Below are 17,969 nucleotides of genomic sequence, written 5' to 3'. Positions count from 1 at the left end.
ATATGTAGAACGTATAATGGATCGGGAGTTAAATGGTGTGCGAAAACGTGTGATGTTTGCTACAATAAGGAAGAAAGACAAACAAAGAAGAGGGACGAGTCATGAAGAATATCACGAATGAATTGATTCAAGAAAAGTTAGATTCCCGTGAGGCTCTTACGATTCTTTTTGTTTATACACCACTATGTGGGACTTGCAAACTAGCAGGTAGCATGCTTGAAGTGATTGAAGCTTCAAACCCAGCTTTAATGATTCACAGAATAAATATTAATCATGCACCCAACTTTGCGCAAACGTGGAAAATAAAAAGTGTTCCATGTTTACTTATTTTTCAAAAAGGTTTAGGTGTAGAGAGGATTTATGCGTTTCAATCAATTTCTTATTTACATGCTATAATGAAGCCTTACATAGCGGTAGCTGAATTGCAAACAAATCGTTATTAACGAAAGGGGAATATGACTATGTCAATGCATTATGAAGAATATATGCGTCAAGTTGTGATGCCGATGAGAACGGAGCTAACTGAAGCCGGTTTTAGGGAGTTAACAACTGCTGAGGAAGTGGATCAGTATATGGCTCAGGCGGAAGGGACAACACTTGTTGTTATTAACTCTGTTTGTGGTTGTGCAGCAGGCTTAGCTCGTCCAGCAGCGGTTACATCTCTTGTTCATACAAATACACCAGATCATTTGGTGACGGTCTTCGCCGGACAAGATAAAGAAGCAACTGCGCAAATGCGTTCTTATTTTAGTGAATATCCACCATCATCACCATCAATGGTATTATTAAAAGGAAAAGAAGTCGTTCACTTTATTCCGCGTGAGCAAATCGAGGGCGCGACTCCAGAATCAATTATTCGAAATTTAGCGCATGCATATAACGAGCATTGTGCAAATTAATAGTAAAGCCCCTCTTTAAAGAGGGGCTTTTCACTTATGACGAAAAGGAATGATACGAATGAATGCACCGACATTTGCTTTAGAAAATATCCAAACAAATGAACAATGGTCATTAGATCAATTTATAAATCATAAATTGATGATTACCTTTTGGGCTTCATGGTGTCCGGATTCTCAAAAAGACCTTAAACAAAAACAGGCGTTGTATGAATCAACGAATTCGGATGAAGTCAAAATGATAACAATCAATGTAACAGGGCGTGAGCGCGGTGGTGACATAAACAAGTTTCTAGAAGAAAACCATATTACATTTCCGGTCCTTGCAGACGATGGTACGAAAACATACGATGCCTATCGCTGTATGGGTGTACCGACAACCGTTCTTTTAAACGAACATCATGAAATAATCGCCACTTATCATGATAAATCGACGTTTATGGATATAATGAAAGGGTTGTCCACCCTTCTTCGTTAAGGGCGAACTCCGTAAAAGACTACCGTCCCCATTGTTTCAAAATTTGGATAACCACTCTGTTTATAAAGCTCTACAACATGCTCACGGTTATAAGGAACCCGATTTAAATGAAGACGATGGCGTCCTTCTTCAATTTCTACAATTAAATAAGATGCAAGTGGATGACCATCAAAAGGAAGACCGACACTCCCTGTATTCGCAATATTCTTTCCGTGAAGAGAACGGATAAAAGGTAAATGTGTGTGGCCACAAATGTAAATATCAGCTTCATCTTTTTGCATGAGCGTGTCTTCTATCTTAGCCGTATCATCTGGTAATACAACATCAAATAAGCTTGTCGGGGTTGCGTGAAAAGCGTGGATGATTAAATCTAAACCATCTTCAATGACGAGCTCTGTAGGAAGGTTATCCAAATATTGAATATCATCCTCTGTTAGGCGCTTGTATGCCCATTCTCTTTCAAGATTCATCATTTCTAATGCGCTTTCAGGTACTTCACCAGATTTTATTCCTCGAACAATCCATTCGTCCGCGTTTCCTTTAATTACTCTCGCATTGCTAAGTCCTCGAATAATATCAAGAGAACGCTTCGGCTCTGGGCCGCGGAAACATAAATCGCCTAAAACAAAAATTTTGTCAACTTGTTGCTTTGCCACATCATGCAACACGGCTTCTAATGCAGTTGCGTTTCCGTGGATATCAGATAAAAAAGCAAATCGCATAAAGAAATACCTCCTTTTTGAACATTATAACAAACATGAATGACAAATCATGCGTCTTTTTCATTATAGAGGAAAATCGTTCAACAAGAAAATGATAGACAAGAAAATTTTTTATTCAGATAGCCATTTATTGGCGCTTCAATATTCCGTATGGTAAGATCATTCTTAGCAATTTGAACGAGGAGGAGATTTGATCATGAAGATTTTATCGATTGAACCGACGCCAAGTCCTAATACGATGAAGCTGACACTTAGTGAAAGCTTAGGAACAAGTGCTAGGCATAATTATAATGTAAAGAATAAAGAGGAAGCACCCGCTTATATTCAGAAACTTTTTGAAATTGAGGGAGTAAAAGGTGTTTATCATGTTGCGGACTTTTTGGCAATTGACCGGAATCCGAAAGTCGATTGGAAGGTGATTTTGCCGCAGGTTCGAACAGTATTTGGTGAGGATGCTGAGCAAAGTAGTCAAGAAAACCAATCTGGGCTAGACCATTATGGAGAAGTTACTGTACAACTTCAAATGTTTAAAGGTATTCCAATGCAAATTAAACTATCTGATGGAGAACAAGAGCGTCGTGAAGGACTTCCGGAGCGATTTGCTGAGGCGGTAGCAAAATCGCAAAAGCCAGATGATAATGTTGTCATGGAACGAAAGTGGATTGATCACGGAATTCGTTACGGTGAATTAGAGGACGTTGCCAAGGAAGTCGCTGAGGAATTATCGGCCGCTTATTCACAAAAGCGATTAGATGAATTAATTGCTGCAGCAAATGGTGTTCAATCTGAAAAGACAGTAGACATCTCAAAACGATTTATCAAAGTTACGAAGGAAATGCTTGAACAGGAAGATTGGCGCGATCGCTACGCAGCATTAGAAAGAATGGATCCGAAAGAAGAGGACTTACCTGTTTTAGAGAAAGCCTTATCTGATGAGAAGGCATCCATTCGCCGCTTAGCAACCGTTTATTTAGGTATGATCGAGAAGCCGGTCGTACTACCATTACTTTATAAAGCATTAAAGGACTCTTCAGTAACTGTACGACGAACGGCCGGAGATTGTTTATCTGATATTGGGGATCCTGCTGCGATTCCAGCTATGATAGAGGCTTTGCGGGATTCTAATAAGTTAGTGAGATGGAGAGCAGCAATGTACTTATATGAGGTCGGGGATGAGCGCGCAATTGAAGCTCTTAAAAAAGCAGAATCTGATCAGGAATTTGAAGTTGCATTACAAGTAAAAATGGCATTGGAACGTATTGAAGGTGGAGAAGAGGCAAAAGGTTCAGTTTGGAAGCAAATGACTGAGTCGATTTCAGCCGACAGAAAGGAGCGGTCGTGATGACGAAGGAACAAATTATTCAAGAACTAAAGCAGAAGAACATGGAGGATATGATAGAGTTAATTGAAGATGCAGAAGAAGGACATCTAGAAGAACTTGAGCTTGTCGAGTCAATTGGACTTGTCTACGACCGAGAGTTAAATACGGCATTAATTGCGTTACTCGAGGAATTAGGTGTTAACATGATATATCTTACTGATGAAGAATAGGTAGAAGGAGGAGTCTGATGCGCCCAATACCTTCGAAACGATTATCGGAAAAAGCATTACCCGTTTGGAGGCTCCAAGCTTTTTTTGAGAGCCTGTTCTTTGCTTTAATACCAGTTGCTTATGGAGTGCTTATTTATTTCTTTTCGTTACCTTTTTGGATCTTATGGACATTAATAGGGTTGTATGCGGTTTATGCAGGGTTGGTTGTGTTTATTTTACCTGGAGTTAGGTGGAGACGTTGGCGCTATGATGTGCTTGACCAGGAAATAGATTTGCAGCATGGTGTGTTTATCGTTAAACGAACACTAATCCCGATGATACGAGTGCAGCATGTTGATACGGAACAGGGGCCGTTATTAAGGCGTTATCGTTTGGCTGCTGTATCCATCTCTACTGCGGCAACCGTTCATAAAATTCCTTCACTAACTTTAGAGGTTGCTGATGAATTACGTGATCGGATTGCGGCACTTGCTGCGGTGGCAGAAGATGAGTGAAATGAAACGATTACATCTAGCTGCTATTTTTGTTTCATTCCTTAAAGGGTTACGAGATTTTATTATTCCAATTGTAGTCAGTTTTTTTCTTGGAGGAACGAATCAAGCGGAAGGTTTTTTTCGATTCGAATACATTTGGCTAGCTATACTAATTTTCATGTTTCTATATGGAGTTGCCCATTGGTTTACATTTCGTTACCAGATAAGCGATGGTGAGCTCTATGTTCAGAAAGGAATTGTCGTTAAGAAGAAGCGCTATATCCAAAAGAAGCGTATTCAGAGCATTGATATCTCAGCTGGCATTGTTCAGCGGCTGTTTGGTCTTGTTAGAGTGAAGATTGAAACAGCTGGCGGAGGAGCAGAACCGGAAGTGAATCTCATCGCTGTTACAAAAGAAGAGGCAGAGACTATTCGCCATAGATTGCTTCATCAACATACACAAAAAGATGAGCTTCAGGAAGTAGAAGGATTCAATGAGATGGGTGAAGCTAGGGAAGTCGAACCAGACGAAAGCTGGGATTTGGGGAGAAGGCGTTTAGTTATAGCGGCGCTTACTTCAAGTGGTATTGGATTAACACTATCAGCTGTCGGGGCACTCTTTAGCCAAATTGAACAGTTTATCCCTGAGACGATATATGAAAGAACATTTGGTTTCGTGTTTGGTGGTAATATTTCATTTTTATTCGGATTATTGTTAACCATTTTTTTAATCGCATGGATGCTCTCTAGTATCGGTACCATCTTAAAATATGGTTCATTTAAAATTGAAAAGTTCGATGAAGAACTCGTAATTACAAGAGGGTTATTAGAACAGCGTCAATTATCGCTTCATCTTCATCGGATAACGGCCATCCGTTTAGTTAGGAATATCTTTCGGCAACCCTTTGGTTATACTTCCATTTATGTCGAGAGTGCTGGTGGTGGTTCAAATGAGGAGCAACTTTCAACTGTACTGATTCCACTGATTCACGTTCGAGAGTTAGAGGAGATTTTTAATAGGTTTTTGCAAAGCTATCCTGTATATCATGACTTGCATCCTGCCCCAAAACGTGCGCTTATTCGTTTTATTATTCGAAATACGATGATTCCATTAATTGGGACTGTTCTCGCAAGTTATTATTTTTTTCCGTATGGTTATGTTGGGGCGATTGTCATAATAGTGATGGTTTTTCTCGCTTATTTACAATACCGTGATACTGGAATAGCGGTTAAAGGCTCGTTTATTTGGTTACGATTTCGAAAACTAAGCCAAGTAACGGTTATTGCAACGAAGAATAAAATCCAGACAGCTGAGAAGCAGGTTTCGTTTCTACAAGGAAAACGAAATTTATCTAATGTTCAAATTTCAGTACTTTCAAGCATAGTTGGAAAAACATTTCTTGTTAGAGACATTGAGTCGCACCATGGTGATTCATGCATGGGGTGGTATTCATACGAAAAAAATCATGACAGAGCAGAATAAGCACTGTCATGATTTTTTATCGTGAAAATTCATTTGTATACGTGACGATAGAACGCTTTCCAAGTTCTGTTGTAAATTCAAAACGGTCATAAATTTCATCATTTCCGCTATCAACTAACGTTCGTTCGTAATGGTGCTGGACCATGACAATTCCTTGCTTTCCTTTATAGGTAAGGAAGTTAACGCCTTTAAATTCTGTTTTTCCTTGAGAATAAAGGAGCTGTCCAAGAAGAGAATTATGACAATGTGTTATATCATCATGCGAAAGTCCATGTGCTTGAAGGCTTTTTTCTAACGACTCCAATGCAGGCTGCTCTAGTTCATTCCTTAAAATGAAATAAGGATCAAACTGCTCTTTATTAATATAAAAGAAATCCCCTTCATTTGGAGAGTAAATGGTGCCATCCTCATCTTTAAAGGTACCATTTTCTACATAAAATCCTTTTGTAAGGTTTCCTTCGATACGCCAATTAAACTCTAGTGGGCAATCCTCCAAATCAAGCTGTTCTCCTTGCTGGTCGATGAGGACAAATCGTTTCCCTTTTTTATGAAAAGAGTACTCTACGAAGTCCTGATCTTGTTGTTTGTTTAACTGCACAGTTTTGGAAGACTGTAATCCGTTTTTGGTTAAATACGTATTCAACTGTTCAATTTCTAATTCTATTTGATTATTTCGTTGGCGTAGTAGTTCAATTCGATAATCAATGGCTTGTACGACTGATTGAGAGTAGGAAAGAGAATCAGGAACATCCTCTGAGTGAAGCCGCGATCCTGGGCACTCAATCAGTTCGTTTTCTTTGTATTTCGGCTCACGAATGTGAACGTTGCCGTTTTCATAGGTTGAATCTGGGAACGTGATAACAGCGATAACTCTAACTTTTCCGCGCCATGGCTTCCTAGGCTCCGCAATAACCTCAAGGAGCTCGCCTACGTAGGACCCATCCAAACCTTCCTCTATTAATATTTTTTGACCAATTACGCTTTGTGCTTGTTTACGATCCATGAAAACCCTCACTTTTTCATTATTAGTTAATATTATAGACAAGAGCTTAACAATTTAGCAAGATCCATATTATTGTTTAGGCCAACTGAGGCATTTTACCGATTAAGTGAAGGAAGAGAAATGGATTATCGGTTTTGCCGTTCGTAACGGAGGGTTTGTAGCCGAATCAAATGCTCCATTTTTTCCATTCTTGCCTTTTCGAGTTGTTCTTGAAAGTCGATAAGGGTTAGCTCCATTCGTGACAAGGAGACAAATACATCTTCCTTTTGTTCAAGTTGATGTTTTAATGAAAGTGCTAGAAATGTATTCATCAATTGCGGAATATCTTGCCGAAACATTCTTCTGACTGTATGCTTCTCTTCGTAATCTAACAAATCAAAGTCTGCTTGAAGCTTCTTTAATTGTTCGATCAATTTTACGAGTCGATTTTCAATTAATGGGTCAACGGTAAATGTTTTTAATGTATCGACATATCTTTTGGCTTCATCATGGAGAAGGCGAACATCCTCGGTTAATGAAGCTTGATGTTTTAAGGAGGAGGCTGTAACTTCTAAACTAGGAAGTGACCCTCCGTGGATAAACGCCTCATCAAGGCGATGGATTCTAAAAAAAATCCCTTGAAATAGTGGAGACTCTTTAATTGAGCGTACATGTGCACGGCCATCCTTCACATAATGGATGGATGCCATTTTACAAATGCCAACCCCATCTTTTGATTTTACATACTTTCGAAAGCAGACAATTGTAATCCGCTTATGAACAGCGGAGTTTGAAAACTTTGTATCCTTCATAAATACTTTAATGGTTTGCTGCGTTACTTTGACTTTAATTAGCCAATTCTTTTGTTTTCTTTTAATGGTTTGTTTTCTATTTTTTCCATCTGCTTTGTCAGTCATACGGTTCAATAATTCTTCTGCTTCGGTAATCATCTCTCGAGTAGCTTCTTCGCGAAGGAGGTGTTCATCAATTGGACGACGATGTGCAGGTGTAAATAAATGTTGTAGGATTTCGGCTAGTGATTTCATTGTGAACATCCTCCTTTTTACTATGACATCATCATTTATTTGCCAATTAGCTTTGTTTCCATTTCTTGATTGAGGGCATTTAATTCTGTTATAAATTGTTTCCCAGAATTAACAATGCGCTCGTTTGATTGTTCGGTTAGCTCAATGGCTGCAAATACATTTTGATATGCTTTTCGAAAGGCTTCAATAGCAATGGCTGGTTCTTCGAGTGTTTTTAATGTTTGCTCGGTATTTTGCTTTAAAAGCTCAGCATTAGAAAGAAGCATAGACTCTGTTGCTTCATTTACATTACGTACCGCTTTAATAACCTTTTGCTGATTGTTCAGTGCTAATTGAATCGATGCCGTAACAGTAATGATATTTTTGGTCATTGTTATCGCATTAAATATAGCTTCCTCGAGCTTTTCATTGTTTTCGATAATGAGATCAACAGATGCAAGTGACTGCTGTAAAACCATGACTGCTTGAGACATGTTTTTGACACGTGAGACGACTTTTTGTTGCCCTTTCTTTAGAGCATTCGGGTTATCGGCCCAGCGCTCAGAGGTCATTTCCTCTTCAAGCATATCATGGAGCTCGTTTCCAATCGTAATTTGTTCATTTAACTTTGAAATACGCTCGCGAGCGACTCCTTTTAGCTGTTGGAGCATTAACGTATCTTCTTGAAGCTTGTCCTTACCACTTAATAAGCCTTCAATAATCTGTTCAACTTGCGCTTCAACCGTTTGGTACTTCCTAGCATATTGCTCAATTGGGCTTTTTCGTAAAAGTTTATTTACCCATTTTTTTAGCTGCCCTTCCTTTAAGTAATTTGGTTCGAGTTCACTAACGGTTTCCCTAAGCTGGTGCAATTGACTAGGAAGTGTATTCGATTGGTCATTCATCATTTCTTTAACAGGCCGTTTCAAAGCTTCTAATGATTCACCCGCTTCACGTTGTGCATGCTCACCGAGGCTATTTAACTTTTCAAGTAATTGATCATAATCTTGCGTCTGTTTGAACTGTTCGATTGCATCGATACTCGTGTTTTGCTCGTTTGTTTCTGTCATGTTTCACCCCTCCTGTATCATTTACGTATTTAACTTAACTAGTGTTTCATTAATATCCTTCAACTTCTTCTCTTGTAGATATTTGTCTCTTTTTATTATGCAGCATTTTTCCACCTAAAACAATCATTCCACAGGTTGATGAAGTTAGTGGAGTAATTCCGTCTAGAGACGGAAGAAAGAAATCTTCCTATTTAATAGAAAAGATTAATGATGTTAACAAAGTAGAAAATTTGCTTGATTAAAATAGGGGAACAATATTTAATGAAGATACTCGTCATTTTTTGAAAGTATATATTAAAAAAAGTCTAGCATTACTAAGCTCCTCCTTAATTATCCAACAACCAACAGTTTCTGTAAAAAAACTACGTAAGATTGGTTATTTATAAGCTGATTTATACAATCAAAAGATAATTCGATTTGGAAAATGAACGTAATTCATAACCGCAAAAACAAACAATAACACTATGATTTATGAGGAATATTCGTTTAATCATGAATTCCTAAATGAGAGACAAAAAAAAGCTCGTTCGTTCCCCAAAAATATAAATGCATTTTTATACGGAAATATATAGTAAATATGCATGACTGGGTGAAGGTTGTAAGAAGTAACACAAAAAAAATTTTCTTAAAAACCAAGATAGTAAGCGTTTCCATATGAAGAGTATGTAAAATTTTTGTTTGCCGAAATGTCAGAAAAATGATATGATCCTGTATATTAGCTCGAAAACTTTTGGGGAGAGTTGATCGAATTTATTTTTTGGAGAAAGGTTGATGCCAATGCGGTACGCTGGATACCCGAAGAAACAAGGCCTATATAATCCGCAATTTGAGCATGACAATTGCGGTATTGGCTTTTTAGCACATATGAAAGGCAAGAAATCGCATCAGGTTGTAGAAGATGCGCTCCATATTTTGAGAAACCTAGAGCACCGTGGTGGTCAAGGGGACGAAGTGAACACTGGTGATGGTGCTGGTATTCTATTACAAATCCCACACCGCTTTTTTGAAAAGGTGTGTTCGGCAGAAGGTATGACTCTTCCTGAAGAAGGACAGTATGGAGTTGGGATGCTGTTTTTGCCACAGGATGAACAAGTACGTAAAAGCTGTGAACAAAAAGTAGAAGAAATCATTAAAGAAGAGAACTTAGAGTTCCTTGGCTGGCGTACAGTTCCAACAGATGATTCAATGCTTGGCAATGCGGCAAAAGCAGCGATGCCATATATTCGACAACTGTTTATTAAACGCAGTGAGAATTTAAAAGAAGAGCTCCAATTTGAACGTAAGCTATATGTAATTAGAAAACGTGCTGAACTTGAAACTGCCAAGCTTATTTCAGCTGATGACTCGTTCTACTTTACGAGTTTATCAAGCAGAACTATTGTTTACAAAGGGATGTTAACGACGGAACAAGTGAACCAATTCTATTTGGACATTCCAGATGAGGATTTTGAAACGGCAATCGCCCTTGTTCACTCGCGTTTTAGTACGAACACATTCCCAAGCTGGGAAAGAGCTCACCCGAATCGTTATATGATTCATAATGGAGAAATTAATACGGTTCAAGGAAATGTGAACTGGATGAACGCTCGTGAGGCGCAATTACAATCAGATGTGTTTGCAGAAGATTTAGAAAAGGTCCTTCCAATTATTGATCAATCTGGAAGTGACTCATCTATGTTCGATAACACGCTAGAATTCCTTGCGCTTTCTGGTCGAACACTTGCTCACTCGGCAATGATGATGGTTCCTGAACCTTGGCAAAATAATGACAAGATGAGTGCAGAAAAGAAAGCATTTTATCAGTTTCATAGTACATTAATGGAGCCTTGGGATGGACCAACGGCCATTGCATTTACAGATGGAAAACAAATTGGTGCCTGTCTGGATCGTAACGGACTCCGACCGGCTCGTTATTATGTTACAAAGGATGACTATATTGTCATGTCATCTGAAGTAGGGGTAATCGATATTGCACCTGAAAACGTGCTTTATAAAGAGCGCCTACATCCAGGGCATATGTTGCTTGTTGATACGGTTGAAGGTCGAATCATCCCTGATGATGAAATCAAACACCAAATCGCAAGTGAACATCCTTATGAAGACTGGGTTAACGAACACTTAACTCAACTAGAGGATGTATTAGAAACGTCTGAAGTAAAAAACACAGACTTTAGCAATCTTGAATCTCGTCAATTAGCATTTGGTTATACGTATGAGGAGCTTTCTAAAGTTATTCAACCGATGGTGACAACAGGGGTCGACCCAGTTGGTTCAATGGGATATGACTCGCCTTTAGCTGTGCTCTCAAAACGACCACAATTGCTGTATAGCTATTTTAAACAGTTATTTGCGCAAGTAACGAATCCACCAATTGATGCAATTCGTGAGGAAGTCGTTACTGCAATGGGAACGACAATTGGTGCAGAACGCAACATTTTAAACCCTGAACCACTTAGCTGTCGTCATATTCAATTGCCGTATCCAATTATAGATAACGAAGAGTTAGCAAAGCTTCGTCATAATAAAATGGATGGCTTTAGTGCGGTAACAATTCCGATTCTTTTCCCTGTAAAAGGAGAGGCTAATCGTCTAGAGAAAGCATTAGATACTGTTTTCAAACAAGCAGATGAAGCCGTTGAAGCTGGTCATACACTATTAATCTTAAGTGATCGTGACATTGATAGTGAGAATGCTGCAATCCCGGCATTGCTTGCAGTATCAGGTCTACACCATCACTTAATTCGTCAAGGGACTCGTACGAAGGTTAGTATTTTAATAGAATCGGGTGAGCCTAGAGAAGTACATCACTTTGCTGTATTACTTGGCTTCGGTGCTGAAGGTATCAACCCTTATTTAGTGTTTGATTCAATTGATGGCTTAATTAGAGACGGTCTTCTAGAAGATATTTCTTATGTTGAAGCTGTTAACAAGTTTATTAAGGCTGCATCAAAAGGAATGATGAAGGTTCTTTCGAAAATGGGAATTTCTACATTCCAAAGTTATCGTGGTGCACAAATCTTTGAAGCAGTTGGTATCCATGAATCCGTTATTGATAAGTATTTCACATGGACGACTTCTCGTATTGGTGGGGTCAACTTAGAAATCATCATGGATGAGACTTTAAAGCGTCATGAGCGTGCTCATTCAGAATTAGAAGGTGTAGATAAAGCGTTAGATCCTGGTGATGACCTACAATGGCGTCGCAATGGAGAAGCGCATCGTTACACCCCTGAAACGGTTCATTTATTACAAGCGGCTTGTCGTACGAATGATTTTAAATTGTTTAAGCGATATGCGAACTCAATTGATAACCCGACAACTGAACAAACGACATTACGTAGCTTATTGAAGTTTAAAGGTGACCGTTCTTCTATTCCATTAGATGAAGTTGAGTCAGTTGATAGTATTGTAAAACGTTTCCGTACGGGAGCAATGTCCTTCGGTTCGATTTCGAAAGAAGCACATGAAACATTAGCAATTGCCATGAATCGCCTTGGAGGAAAGAGTAACACAGGTGAAGGTGGGGAAGATCCAGCTCGCTTTACTCCAGATGAAAATGGTGATTTACGTCGTAGTGCGATTAAACAGGTTGCATCAGGTCGTTTTGGTGTAACAAGTCACTATTTAGTTAATGCAGATGAAATTCAAATTAAGGTTGCTCAAGGTGCCAAGCCTGGAGAAGGTGGACAATTACCAGGAAATAAGGTATATCCATGGGTTGCAGAAGTTCGTGGTTCTACACCTGGTGTAGGTCTTATTTCACCACCTCCACACCATGATATTTATTCAATCGAGGATTTAGCAGAGCTGATCCATGATTTAAAGAATGCGAACCCATCCGCAAAGGTTAGCGTTAAGCTTGTTGCTGGTACAGGGGTTGGAACGATTGCTGCTGGTGTAGCAAAAGGCCGTGCTGACGGTATTATTATTAGTGGTTATGATGGAGGAACAGGTGCGGCTGCAAGAACAAGTATCAAAAATACTGGCCTACCTTGGGAAATCGGATTAGCTGAAACGCATCAAACATTATTAATGAACAATTTACGTGACCGTGTCACGCTTGAAACAGACGGAAAGTTAATGACTGGTCGTGACGTGGTTATTGCTGCCCTTCTTGGTGCAGAAGAATATGCATTCTCGACGGCACCGCTTGTTGTTTTAGGTTGTGTAATTATGCGTAAATGTCATTTAGATACGTGCCCAGTAGGGATTGCAACTCAAAACCCTGAGTTACGTAAGAAGTACACAGGTGAAGCGGATTACATTGTTAACTTCATGAAATTTATTGCCCAAGAAATTCGTGAGTACATGGCTGAGCTAGGTTTCCGCACAATGGATGAGCTTATCGGTCGTACGGATGTTCTTGAAAGAAATGAAGAGATTAACAATGAAAAAGCGAAGACTGTTGATATTTCTAGCTTACTTTATCAACCGAATCCTGGTAACTATGAGAGAAACTACTGCACGAAGCAACAAAACCATCAGCTTGAGGAATCACTTGATATGCGCACTCTTCTTGGCGCAAGTAAGCCAGCTCTTGAGAGCGGAGAAAAGGTTCATGTTGTTGCAGAAGTGAAAAACATCGACCGCGTTGTCGGTACGATTGTTGGTAGTGAAGTAAGTAAACGTTATGGTGCTGAAGGTCTTCCAGAAGATACAATTACGATTGACCTTAAAGGTTCAGCAGGTCAAAGTTTAGGGGCATTTGTACCAAAAGGGATTACGTTACGCCTTGAAGGTGATGCAAATGACTATCTAGGTAAAGGTCTATCTGGTGGTAAAATCATCGTGTACCCGCCAGCAGAATCTACATTTGTAGCAGAAGAAAATATCATCATTGGTAATACAACATTCTACGGTGCGACAGGTGGAGAAGCGTATATCCGCGGAATAGCGGGCGAGCGTTTTGCTGTACGTAACTCTGGAGTTCGTGTTGTTGTAGAAGGTGTTGGTGACCATGGTCTTGAGTATATGACAGGTGGAGTTGTTGTTAACTTAGGAACAGTAGGGAAGAACTTTGCCGCAGGTATGTCTGGTGGAGTCGCTTACGTTCTTGATGAAAACAAGGATTTTGCTGAAAAATGTAATAAAGAAATGGTCTTACTAGAGGAAGTAACAGAGCAAGCAGATGTAGAAACATTAAAGACTATGATTGAAAATCACGCGTCTTATACTGGTAGTGATTTAGCGAAGCGTGTACTAGCAAGTTGGAATGAGATGTTACCACGTTTCGTAAAAGTGATACCAAAGGACTACAAGCGAATGCTTGAAGCGATTGAGCGAGTGAAACAAGAAGGTCTTTCTGGTGTTGATGCAGTTATGGTTGCATTTGATGAAAATAAGAACGATAAATCACGTGTAAGCGGAAAATAAGAGGGTGGGGCGCTTGATGCGTCCCCTCTCCATATTAAGCCGAGAAAATAGATGGCAGTTTGGAGTGAGTGCTATGGGTAAAGCAACAGGTTTTATGGAATATAAGCGAGAAGCCCCTTCTAAGCGCGATCCGTTTGAACGAACAAAGAACTGGCAGGAATTTCAGATTCTTATGCCTGAAGCTGCGTTACGTCAACAAGGGGCGCGATGTATGGATTGTGGAATCCCGTTTTGTCAAACAGGAACAACAATACCAGGTGCTGGTGATGTAGGTTGTCCTGTCTATAATTTAATTCCTGAATGGAATGACTTAGTTTATAGAGGGAAATGGAAAGAAGCTTTAGAGCGTCTTCACAAAACAAATAATTTCCCTGAATTTACAGGTCGTGTATGTCCAGCTCCATGTGAAGGTTCATGTACAGTGGCTCTTAACGATGATGCTGTTACCATTAAGAGCATGGAGTATCATATTGTGGAACGCGGTTTCCAAGAGGGCTGGATTAAGCCAAACCCTCCGCAAAAGAGAACTGGAAAAAAAGTGGCTGTAGTAGGTTCGGGTCCAGCTGGATTAGCAGCGGCGGCACAATTAAACAAGGCTGGTCATACAGTAACTGTTTTCGAAAGAGATGATCGTGTTGGTGGTCTGTTATCTTATGGAATTCCTGAAGTGAAGCTAGCAAACCATGTTGTAGAGCGTCGTATCAACATTCTTAAAGAAGAAGGCATTCAATTCGTAACAAATACGGAAATTGGTAAAGATTATCCTACTTCTAAATTGAAGAGTGAGTTTGATGCAGTAATCTTAGCAACGGGTGCGACAAAGCCTCGTGACGTTCAGATTGAAGGACGTGAGCTTAAAGGCATTCACTTTGCGATGGATTTCTTGAAAGCTAACACGAAGAGTTTATTAGATTCTGAACACGCTGATGGTAAATATATTAATGCTGAAGGCAAGCATGTCATTGTAATCGGTGGTGGAGATACAGGTGCAGACTGTATCACGACGTCTGTGCGCCATGGTGCAAAGTCAATTACCCAATTTGATATTAACCGTCAAAAGTCAGAAGAGCGTCAAGATAATAACCCTTGGCCATTATACCCAATCGTCCATACGGTTGAAGAAGCGCACCAGGAAGCAAAAGCTGTATATGGTTCTGATCCTCGTGCGTATCAAGTAAGCACGACAAAATTTGTTGGTGATGAAAATGGCAATGTGAAAGAGTTACACACGATTGCTGTTGAAACAACAATTAAGGAAGATGGTACGAAGGTACGTACACCGATTCCTGGTACAGAAAAGGTCTGGCCTGCTGATTTAGTTTTCTTAGCAGTTGGTTTTACAGGTCCAGAAGAGAGAATTATCGAAGAATTGTCTCTTGAAACAGACAAGCGTTCAAACATTAAAGCTGAATATGGCGAATATGCGACAAATGTTGAAGGTGTTTTTGCTGCAGGGGATAATCGTCGTGGACAAAGCCTCGTTGTTTGGGCGATTCATGAAGGACGAGAAGCTGCACGTGAATGTGACCGTTTCTTAATGGGAGCGTCAAATTTGCCATAAAAAAATTATGTACTGTAAACGGAATGTAATGGTATTTTCATAGATTTCATGAGAAAATGTAAGTATAGAAATGGAATTTATGAAAGGGCGTATGACTTATGATGCCATGGATGAAGCGTGGACTTCTGATATCTTCTGCCCTCCTTACACTTGGGTTATTTGTTCCAGAATATGCAAGAGATGTTCAAGCACAGGATCTTTCTAAGTTACAAGGAGATAGCAGTGAGAAGCCACTTATTTACAAAGTAAATGAACAAAGCTATGACTTATATCGTTCCGTTTTACCGATAAGTACCGAACAATATATTCACCGAGATGTATCTTCTGTAGAAATTTATAGTAATTATGTTTTAAATCATGCTTACGAGCAAAGTATGATGAAATTCGGTTCAACGATTGCAAGCAAAATTTCTAGTCCCTTTGAAGAGGAGATATTACCTCGCTTGAAGGATATTGTCACAGAAACAACAAGTAATCTTTCGTCAGAGGAATGGAAACAGATAAAGCTGTCTAATCAACCAGCTTCAGGATTAGGAGAGAAAATTTTCCACCTATACAATGGAGATAGTGGCGAGGATTTATTAAGATTCCATGTCCGTAGAGACCAACCACCTAAACAGGGGTACTGGTTTAATTTTCATTATCATACGCACCTTGATGACTATGAAAAGCATCATGATTTAGGGTCCATCTACTGGGGGAAAGACATGCCTCCAAGATGGATGGCATAATAGCAGTATGCGAATGAGCCGGCGAAAGCCGGCTTTTTTCTATTTTATTGAAAAAACGTCCTAAGAAAGAAAATCAGCTAAAAAGCACTGACAAAACGTGTCGAAACATGCTAAGATATTCCTGTTATAATAGAAGCATGGTAATTGAAATGAGATAGTAGAAAACGTATCAAACGATTTGGAGGAAACGATGGCAAAACAATTTCTTTTAATTAGTTTAGCTATGTTAACGTTTATTGCTGTTTGGGGCGTTGTTATTTTGAAGCTAGGACCAACAAATTCTGACTCTAGGTTAGCTTTTCATTCAAGTGAACCAAGTGTGGAAATGACAATGAGTGAGCGGGTAATGTCTTTACCTGACTCAATCACTGAACAGGAATCAGACGAGCCGTTAGAACGTGTGGAAGCTGAAACGGTTAAAGACAACAAGGAACGAAAAGCTGCCGAGGGAGGTCAAGAACACGAGCAGAATACTCAAGGGGAGAACAGGAAAAGCTCACCTTATATCAATTTAAGGGATTATGATTTTAGTGACATTTCTACCTCTGAAGGAGTTCCGATAGATGGTATTTTAGAAAAGCTGGATATCGAATAACAATTCAAGGATTGTTCGTTTTTCGTCTCATTCTACTCGTTATTTTTTGATAAGATAGAAATTAGGTAGAGTTTAAGATGGGAGGGTTTTTAGTGGAAAATGGACAAGTAAAGCGCTTAGTTCCAACCTGGTTGAAATGGGCCATTCGCATTATTCTTAGTTATTTAATTTTATTGGCATCGGTTTTAGCTGTAACTATTATTACAATATTAATCACGTTTTCATTTATTGTTATTGACGGAATGACTGACTCTAGATCATTAGGGGCTTTTTCGGAAGAACGTCTTGTACCAGTTTCTGAGTTTTTCTGGAAGCTCTTTACATGGTTAGTACCAGGGTTGTAAAGGAGCGTTCCAATGCAGCAAGAAATCGGGTTTGTTCTTATCCTGTTTGCTTTTTTTCTCATAACTGGGGTGTTTGGAGGATTTGGTGTATATAGTCTTTTAAACAACAAGAAAAATCGAGCAAAATGGAGTTTTAGTATTGGTTTTTTATGTGTCATTGTTTATATAGTTGGAATGTTTTCTTTAATGTAAAGGAGGGGTTACTTTGTCAGAGCTTGTTCGTGCTTTTTATAAAACGGGTGTCTATATGGCAGAATTAATGGAAGTTCAAGAACAAAATCAGCGTGCTCTTGTAAAAATACTCGCTGTTCTGAAACACCCAACGCAGGGAGATCTGCATCATCCTAAAGAAACCGATGTCCCACTTTTTCATGAACGTAAAGCACTAGCTCAGTATGAAAAAACCTGGGTTCCACTCTCTTCTATGAAACCGTATGAAGGTGAGAAATTAGAGTATGTACCATCACTTGAACAGGCCTGGACAAAATTGTATCAGGAATTAAATACTGATCAGTCTGCGTGGGCAAGGTTATCAATGGAGAAGTTGATCGAAGTAAGGAAGGAGTATGGCTTTTAAGCGATACTCCTTTCATTATTAAAAATAGATTAGAAAGAAGGCCACTGAAAAACTCTTTGAAAGTCACGCTAGGAAGCAGCAATGGCAACGGCTCTGCACATTGCTTCG

18 protein-coding genes are annotated in these 17,969 nt (G+C 39.3%); 14 read left to right on the top strand and 4 right to left on the bottom strand.

Features of this window, described 5'->3' with window-relative positions; genetic code table 11:
- Window positions 1-101: 101 nt before the first annotated feature.
- Genes B1R93_RS01105 through B1R93_RS01095 form a run of 3 tightly spaced genes read left to right on the top strand, consistent with a single transcriptional unit; the run spans window position 102 to window position 1,374 of the window.
- Window positions 102-443, top strand: coding sequence for a thioredoxin family protein (locus tag B1R93_RS01105; protein WP_088102151.1), 342 nt, complete (start codon window positions 102-104; stop codon window positions 441-443).
- A gap of 18 nt (window positions 444-461) precedes the next feature.
- Window positions 462-899 (top strand): BrxA/BrxB family bacilliredoxin, encoded by a 438-nt coding sequence (locus B1R93_RS01100; RefSeq protein WP_088102150.1) that lies wholly within the window; start codon window positions 462-464, stop codon window positions 897-899.
- Between the two features lie 58 nt (window positions 900-957).
- On the top strand, window positions 958-1,374 hold the full coding sequence (locus B1R93_RS01095) for a TlpA disulfide reductase family protein (RefSeq protein ID WP_165763697.1): 417 nt from the start codon (window positions 958-960) through the stop codon (window positions 1,372-1,374).
- Here the strand turns inward: B1R93_RS01095 and B1R93_RS01090 are convergent.
- A complete protein-coding gene (locus B1R93_RS01090) occupies window positions 1,371-2,096 on the bottom strand; it encodes a metallophosphoesterase family protein (protein ID WP_088102148.1) in 726 nt (241 codons plus the stop codon). The two genes, B1R93_RS01095 and B1R93_RS01090, sit on opposite strands and share 4 nt — an antisense overlap.
- 196 nt (window positions 2,097-2,292) lie before the next feature.
- Between B1R93_RS01090 and B1R93_RS01085 the strand changes: the two genes are divergently transcribed.
- Genes B1R93_RS01085 through B1R93_RS01070 form a run of 4 tightly spaced genes read left to right on the top strand, consistent with a single transcriptional unit; the run spans window position 2,293 to window position 5,603 of the window.
- Window positions 2,293-3,438 carry a conserved virulence factor C family protein gene (locus B1R93_RS01085; protein ID WP_088102147.1) on the top strand — a complete coding sequence of 382 codons (1,146 nt, stop codon included), beginning with the start codon at window positions 2,293-2,295 and terminating at the stop codon, window positions 3,436-3,438.
- The gene (locus tag B1R93_RS01080; RefSeq protein ID WP_088102146.1) at window positions 3,438-3,647 is read left to right on the top strand and encodes a hypothetical protein; all 210 of its coding nucleotides are present in this window, start codon (window positions 3,438-3,440) and stop codon (window positions 3,645-3,647) included. Before B1R93_RS01085 ends, B1R93_RS01080 begins: the two co-directional genes overlap by 1 nt.
- 17 nt (window positions 3,648-3,664) lie before the next feature.
- Window positions 3,665-4,141: a PH domain-containing protein gene (locus B1R93_RS01075; RefSeq protein ID WP_088102145.1), complete on the top strand. Its 477-nt coding sequence runs from the start codon at window positions 3,665-3,667 to the stop codon at window positions 4,139-4,141.
- Entirely contained in the window at window positions 4,134-5,603 is a 1,470-nt protein-coding gene (locus B1R93_RS01070) for a PH domain-containing protein (RefSeq protein ID WP_088102144.1), read from the top strand. Before B1R93_RS01075 ends, B1R93_RS01070 begins: the two co-directional genes overlap by 8 nt.
- A gap of 16 nt (window positions 5,604-5,619) precedes the next feature.
- On the opposite strand, the gene B1R93_RS01065 is transcribed toward B1R93_RS01070, so the two are convergent.
- The 3 genes from B1R93_RS01065 to B1R93_RS01055 all read right to left on the bottom strand — a co-directional run bounded on the left by B1R93_RS01065 (window position 5,620) and on the right by B1R93_RS01055 (window position 8,680).
- Window positions 5,620-6,606, bottom strand: coding sequence for a DUF2777 family protein (locus B1R93_RS01065; RefSeq protein ID WP_088102143.1), 987 nt, complete (start codon window positions 6,604-6,606; stop codon window positions 5,620-5,622).
- Window positions 6,607-6,731: 125 nt separating this feature from the next.
- The gene (locus tag B1R93_RS01060) at window positions 6,732-7,631 is read right to left on the bottom strand and encodes a hypothetical protein (protein WP_088102142.1); all 900 of its coding nucleotides are present in this window, start codon (window positions 7,629-7,631) and stop codon (window positions 6,732-6,734) included.
- 35 nt (window positions 7,632-7,666) lie between these two features.
- Window positions 7,667-8,680, bottom strand: coding sequence for a toxic anion resistance protein (locus B1R93_RS01055; protein WP_088102141.1), 1,014 nt, complete (start codon window positions 8,678-8,680; stop codon window positions 7,667-7,669).
- A gap of 777 nt (window positions 8,681-9,457) precedes the next feature.
- On the opposite strand from B1R93_RS01055, the gene gltB reads away from it, so the two are divergent.
- From gltB to kapB, 7 genes are all read left to right on the top strand, one after another.
- The gene (gltB, locus tag B1R93_RS01050; RefSeq protein WP_088103353.1) at window positions 9,458-14,053 is read left to right on the top strand and encodes a glutamate synthase large subunit; all 4,596 of its coding nucleotides are present in this window, start codon (window positions 9,458-9,460) and stop codon (window positions 14,051-14,053) included.
- Between the two features lie 73 nt (window positions 14,054-14,126).
- Window positions 14,127-15,614: a glutamate synthase subunit beta gene (locus B1R93_RS01045; protein WP_088102140.1), complete on the top strand. Its 1,488-nt coding sequence runs from the start codon at window positions 14,127-14,129 to the stop codon at window positions 15,612-15,614.
- A gap of 98 nt (window positions 15,615-15,712) precedes the next feature.
- A complete protein-coding gene (locus tag B1R93_RS01040) occupies window positions 15,713-16,345 on the top strand; it encodes a YpjP family protein (RefSeq protein WP_088102139.1) in 633 nt (210 codons plus the stop codon).
- Between the two features lie 190 nt (window positions 16,346-16,535).
- The gene (locus B1R93_RS01035) at window positions 16,536-16,940 is read left to right on the top strand and encodes a hypothetical protein (RefSeq protein WP_088102138.1); all 405 of its coding nucleotides are present in this window, start codon (window positions 16,536-16,538) and stop codon (window positions 16,938-16,940) included.
- A gap of 92 nt (window positions 16,941-17,032) precedes the next feature.
- Window positions 17,033-17,284 carry a hypothetical protein gene (locus tag B1R93_RS01030; RefSeq protein ID WP_245308162.1) on the top strand — a complete coding sequence of 84 codons (252 nt, stop codon included), beginning with the start codon at window positions 17,033-17,035 and terminating at the stop codon, window positions 17,282-17,284.
- A 12-nt stretch (window positions 17,285-17,296) separates the two neighbouring features.
- Complete coding sequence (locus B1R93_RS01025; protein ID WP_088102136.1) at window positions 17,297-17,476, top strand: hypothetical protein; 180 nt, start codon at window positions 17,297-17,299, stop codon at window positions 17,474-17,476.
- Between the two features lie 13 nt (window positions 17,477-17,489).
- Complete coding sequence (gene kapB / locus B1R93_RS01020) at window positions 17,490-17,861, top strand: kinase-associated lipoprotein KapB (protein WP_280949448.1); 372 nt, start codon at window positions 17,490-17,492, stop codon at window positions 17,859-17,861.
- Window positions 17,862-17,969 lie beyond the last annotated feature (108 nt).

The sequence above is a fragment of the Halalkalibacter urbisdiaboli genome (assembly GCF_002156385.1).
In the GTDB taxonomy this organism is placed as follows: domain Bacteria; phylum Bacillota; class Bacilli; order Bacillales; family Bacillaceae_D; genus Halalkalibacter_A; species Halalkalibacter_A urbisdiaboli.
This window is presented reverse-complemented; position numbering and strand designations above follow the sequence as displayed.

Bases quoted from the DNA above. Each gene is read 5' to 3' on its own strand.
- B1R93_RS01065 (WP_088102143.1), bottom strand. From the start codon at position 6,606: ATGGATCGTAAACAAGCACAAAGCGTAATTGGTCAAAAAATATTAATA.
- B1R93_RS01025 (WP_088102136.1), top strand. From the start codon at position 17,297: ATGCAGCAAGAAATCGGGTTTGTTCTTATCCTGTTTGCTTTTTTTCTC.
- B1R93_RS01045 (WP_088102140.1), top strand. From the start codon at position 14,127: ATGGGTAAAGCAACAGGTTTTATGGAATATAAGCGAGAAGCCCCTTCT.
- B1R93_RS01060 (WP_088102142.1), bottom strand. From the start codon at position 7,631: ATGAAATCACTAGCCGAAATCCTACAACATTTATTTACACCTGCACAT.
- B1R93_RS01040 (WP_088102139.1), top strand. From the start codon at position 15,713: ATGATGCCATGGATGAAGCGTGGACTTCTGATATCTTCTGCCCTCCTT.
- B1R93_RS01070 (WP_088102144.1), top strand. From the start codon at position 4,134: ATGAGTGAAATGAAACGATTACATCTAGCTGCTATTTTTGTTTCATTC.
- B1R93_RS01095 (WP_165763697.1), top strand. From the start codon at position 958: ATGAATGCACCGACATTTGCTTTAGAAAATATCCAAACAAATGAACAA.
- B1R93_RS01075 (WP_088102145.1), top strand. From the start codon at position 3,665: ATGCGCCCAATACCTTCGAAACGATTATCGGAAAAAGCATTACCCGTT.
- B1R93_RS01085 (WP_088102147.1), top strand. From the start codon at position 2,293: ATGAAGATTTTATCGATTGAACCGACGCCAAGTCCTAATACGATGAAG.
- B1R93_RS01105 (WP_088102151.1), top strand. From the start codon at position 102: ATGAAGAATATCACGAATGAATTGATTCAAGAAAAGTTAGATTCCCGT.
- B1R93_RS01035 (WP_088102138.1), top strand. From the start codon at position 16,536: ATGGCAAAACAATTTCTTTTAATTAGTTTAGCTATGTTAACGTTTATT.
- B1R93_RS01090 (WP_088102148.1), bottom strand. From the start codon at position 2,096: ATGCGATTTGCTTTTTTATCTGATATCCACGGAAACGCAACTGCATTA.
- B1R93_RS01080 (WP_088102146.1), top strand. From the start codon at position 3,438: ATGACGAAGGAACAAATTATTCAAGAACTAAAGCAGAAGAACATGGAG.
- gltB (WP_088103353.1), top strand. From the start codon at position 9,458: ATGCGGTACGCTGGATACCCGAAGAAACAAGGCCTATATAATCCGCAA.
- B1R93_RS01055 (WP_088102141.1), bottom strand. From the start codon at position 8,680: ATGACAGAAACAAACGAGCAAAACACGAGTATCGATGCAATCGAACAG.
- B1R93_RS01100 (WP_088102150.1), top strand. From the start codon at position 462: ATGTCAATGCATTATGAAGAATATATGCGTCAAGTTGTGATGCCGATG.